The sequence below is a fragment of the Neobacillus drentensis genome, from assembly GCF_036962765.1.
GTDB classification, from domain to species: Bacteria; Bacillota; Bacilli; order Bacillales; family Cytobacillaceae; genus Neobacillus; species Neobacillus drentensis_C.
Window position 1 is genome coordinate 1 of sequence record NZ_JBALOS010000336.1, and the last position, 3,870, is coordinate 3,870.

At 39.0% G+C, this 3,870-nt stretch carries 2 protein-coding genes; one reads left to right on the forward strand and one right to left on the reverse strand.

All coding sequences use genetic code 11. The annotated features are described in order from the left end of the window. Positions 1–455 precede the first annotated feature (455 nt). Entirely contained in the window at positions 456–2,678 is a 2,223-nt protein-coding gene (locus V7137_RS28770) for an MMPL family transporter (RefSeq protein WP_335701230.1), read from the reverse strand. A gap of 395 nt (positions 2,679–3,073) precedes the next feature. Between V7137_RS28770 and V7137_RS28775 the strand changes: the two genes are divergently transcribed. Further along, complete coding sequence (locus V7137_RS28775; protein ID WP_335701231.1) at positions 3,074–3,589, forward strand: TetR/AcrR family transcriptional regulator; 516 nt, start codon at positions 3,074–3,076, stop codon at positions 3,587–3,589. Positions 3,590–3,870 lie beyond the last annotated feature (281 nt).

A 3,870-nucleotide genomic window follows, 5' to 3' on the forward strand; every position in this document is an offset into this window, starting at 1 on the left:
ATACAGAAATCATCTTCTACATCTGGCATCACCTATTTTATAATGTCCTTTACAACGGGTACAGTTTAAATATCTGGCTGACCTTATAATACGAACGGGTGCTTGAGTTTAAGAAATCAGAGCTGTCAGTGAGGCAGCTTTTTCTTGTTGAACTAACGGGGCAGGTTAGTGGAATAAGGATTATTATGGGTATAATAAATGAACTAACAATTGAGTAGAGGTGAAGTTAATGCTGTATGAGTTTGTTTTAACAATGCTTTTTACTTTTGCAATAGTTACAACCATTAATTTTGTAGTAACTAGACTTTTAACAAACAAGGCAAAGAGAGAGAAAACAGTTTACGGAGTTCTTTTGGGACAAAGTATATTAATTGCATTTTTTCTTACCTGGGTTCCATAGATGTTACTCAAATAGATGAAGGAGGACTTATACCTTCTCTTAAAAAAACCCGTTTTTATTTTATAGGAAGCGGGTTCTGTTTATATATCTTTTCACTTTTGTTGTCCATGCGTTGTATAATGCTTTCTCCTTCAACATCAATGTTAGGCAAAATTTTATCTAGCCATTTTGGCAAGTACCAGGCTGACTTACCCATAAGAGTCATAACCGCAGGTACGATTGTCATTCTCACAATGAATGCGTCAAAGAAAACACCGAATGTAAGAGACATGCCTATGGATTTAATGATAGTATCAGGTGCCAACATGAATCCAATAAATACAGACATCATAATTAATCCTGCTGCGACTACGACTCTCCCGCTCTCCCGCATTCCTTCTAAAATAGCTCTCTTTGGGTCGCCTGTATGCGTATATACTTCCCGCATCTTGCTCACTAGGAACACCTCATAGTCCATAGCGAGTCCGAACAGGATGCCAATCAGAATGACAGGCAAGAAGGCTAAGATCGGACCGGCAGCCGGGAAACCAAATATTTTTTGGAAATGCCCATCCTGCACGAAAAATACCACGGCTCCCAACGTAGCACCAAGAGAAAGTAGAAACCCTAAAACTGCTTTTAATGGAATGAGCAGAGACCTAAACACTAGAACTAAGAGTACATATGCAAGTCCCACAATAAGGGAAGCGAAAACCGGCAAGGCATCACTCAGCTTTTGTGAAATATCAATATTCATCGCTGCTGAGCCCGTTACCATTAGTTCAATTCCATTTTCTTTCTCGGTCTGGTTCGATTTGTCCCGGATTGCTTTTACCAAATCCTTCGTCTTTGTATCGTCTGGTCGTGTTTTTGGTGTGACGGAAATCATATAAATCTTTCCAGAAGGCCCAGGGATAGCTGGTGTCACACTTTTCACATCAGATAGGGTACCCAATTCTTTTGAAATGGTGTTCAAAGCATTTTGCGTTTCAGCTGTTGCTTGCTTTGATTTTGCCACTACCACTAAAGAGGCATGAAATCCTTCTCCATATGCTTCCGTCAATAAATCGTAAGCTCTTCTTTCTGTCGTTGCTGTGGACTTTGTTGTTCCATCCGAAGGCAGTCCAAGGTTCATATGGAAAAATGGAATCGTAATCACTGCAAGTAGTCCGATTGCGAAAATTGTAACAATAAGAGGACGCTTTGTGACAAATTCCCCCCATTTATTTGAACCAACGTGTTTCTTACCTGCCCCACTCATCTTTTGTAAGAATCGATTTTGTTTAGATGGGGCAATCTTATCGCCGACAAGTCCCAATATGGCTGGTAATATGACGACGGAAACCAACACAGCTACGAGCACAGTAAAGGCCGCGGATACGCCCATCGTTGTCAGGAATGGAATCTTTGTAACAGACAGTCCTAAAAGACCAATAATAACTGTTAATCCTGCAAAGATTACTGCACCTCCCGCTGTTCCCGTTGCGATAGCAACAGATTCTGGAACAGAATCTCCTTGTGCAAGCTGTTGTCTAAAGCGATTGATAATGAAGAGCGCATAGTCAATGCCCACTGCGAGTCCCAGCATGGCTGCTAATGATAAGGAAACAGATTGGATTTCCACATAATTTGTCCCAATCATGATTCCTAGCATTCCAATCGCTAATCCGATTATCGCAGTGAGAATCGGCAGTCCAGCTGCTAGAAAAGACACAAAAGTAAATGCCAGGACTACGAAGGCAACAAGTACTCCGACAATTTCAGTCATACCTGAAGTCTCTGAGTCAGAAAATTGGATATCGCCTCCTGATAATTCCGTTTGAATGCCGGCATCCCTTGTTGTTTCAATACTATTTAAAATCTTATCCTTAGAAGCTTTTGTGACCTTTTCCGCTTTCACTTTGTACGTAACAACTGCATATCCGATTTTCCTATCTTTACTGAGGTTTTGCAACTGCATCGGTGCTGCCACAGAATCAACAGCTGAATCTTTTTTAATCTCATCTAGAACTTTTGCAATTTTCTGTTGTACCTCCGCTGACTCCAAGGTTTCGTTTTTTGGTGCTTTAAACACCACTTTTACTTGGGCACCTGCTGGTTGCATCGCTTTAAACTCTTTTTCAATTACTTTTCCTGCTTTATCTGCCGGTGTATTCGGAATGCTCAGCTCACCCTTGAAGGAGGAACCCATGTTGACTGCAAAAAGCACTAATGCAATAAGAATTGCGAGTGCGCTGAATACAACCTTTTTCCTATGATTTACTGCCCAATGTCCTAACTTATACAGATATTTTGCCAATTGAATCTCACCCTATTCTTGTTGATAATTTGTCTTGTTCTTACGTTGTAAATCTAGAAACGCACAAACACCAAACCATATATTATTCATATAAAAAAATTAAAAATGTATATTATAACTTGTATCTGAATATCCCTCCCTATTAATAGCTTGCAGAATGGCGGCAAATCGCCAGTAGGAAACAAAGAAAATGGTACACATTGACAGCAACGATGTCCTTTTATACAATGACATTATCACTACACTAACAATTGTACTTACATGTGTAAGTATAGCAGTGAATTTTCATCTTTCAAGCACTATGTGAGGATTTGCACTTAAAACGAACAGAATGAAGGGATGTGTTAGCTTTGAGGAATTCAAGAGAAGACAGTGTACACTCTCAGAGATACATTATGGAGGCATTGAGCGCACTGTTGCATGAACATAAACTGCAAGATATAACCGTAACAGCTATTTGCAAAAAGGCTGGAGTTGCCAGAGTCACATTCTACAAATACTACCGCAACGTTTACGACGTCGTGCAAGCATCTGTGGATGAAATTGTTCAACAATTTTTGAAAGAGGTTGATAGTTTGGATCCGTATGATAGTATGCAGCTAATTATTGAATATATCATAGAGGGCTTTGTGTCTGCACATAAGCCGTCAGAAAAGTTAATTGATGCAAATATATCAAGTATGCTGCTTGATTATTTGAATTATGCAATGGAAAAGGTCTTTCAAGCGGATATTACGCGCAATCATGAAATGAGCAGAATGCAAATCCTGTTTTTAGCAGGCGGTATCTTTAATATTGTTACCGATTGGATTAAAAGAGGGTCAAGGGAGTCTCCTCAGGCACTTGCTGCAAAAATATACGAGATTCTACCATATGGGACAACAGATACAAGGAATGTGGCGAATTCATGATACAGCTGTTCTATCTTTTATTACATCTCAAAAAATGATGCATCACAAGAATTATATAAAAAACGTGGATTTGTTAATGAAGGGGTACGAAGAATTGGAAAAAAAGGTGAACTTATTACAATGAGTTATCATTTATAATTTTTACAGTTATTCATATGGTTTAGATTGTGCTTTCCTATTTTTATTTATTACAATCGAGCGGGATATTGTCTTGTTCCTATTCAATTACATTGCAGATTGTGAAGTATTGTACTTAAACTATCGGGTGCTTGAGCGAAACA